Annotated in this window: 1 protein-coding gene; it reads left to right on the top strand. The window is 36.8% G+C overall.

Translation table 11 applies throughout. From position 1 onward, the window contains the following. Window positions 1-123: 123 nt before the first annotated feature. A complete protein-coding gene (locus FC46_RS09920) occupies window positions 124-357 on the top strand; it encodes an IS66 family transposase (RefSeq protein ID WP_057800248.1) in 234 nt (77 codons plus the stop codon). Window positions 358-361: the final 4 nt, after the last annotated feature.

Genomic DNA, 361 nt, shown 5'->3' with positions numbered 1-361 from the left:
GTTAATGAAGGGGTTCTCAATTGAACCGAAAATAAATGAAGCAACTGCACGTAATTTTTATTGATTTTACGCGCAGTTTTTCGTATTCTTATAACTATCGAAAAACGAGGAGGATATTTCATCATGTCAGAAACTACATTAGAGAAGATCATTCAAGAACAAGCTACAACTATTCGTAACTTAACCGAAGAAATCGCCCTCCTACGTGAACAAGTAGCGTATTTAACGCAAAAGAGATATGGTAAATCTTCTGAACAGATGCCTATGTCTGGTCAAACCAGTTTGTTTGGAGAAACAAATCTTGATGAAGATGGAGAGCTTCCCAGGAGAAGACCAAGAAGAGACTATTACTTATAGACGT

Origin of the sequence: Lactobacillus kalixensis DSM 16043, from assembly GCF_001434335.1 — a bacterium.
Taxonomy (GTDB): Bacteria; Bacillota; Bacilli; order Lactobacillales; family Lactobacillaceae; genus Lactobacillus; species Lactobacillus kalixensis.
This window is presented reverse-complemented; position numbering and strand designations above follow the sequence as displayed.

What these genes read in the sequence shown, in the direction of transcription:
- FC46_RS09920 (WP_057800248.1), top strand. Translation starts at nt 124, where the DNA reads ATGTCAGAAACTACATTAGAGAAGATCATTCAAGAACAAGCTACAACT.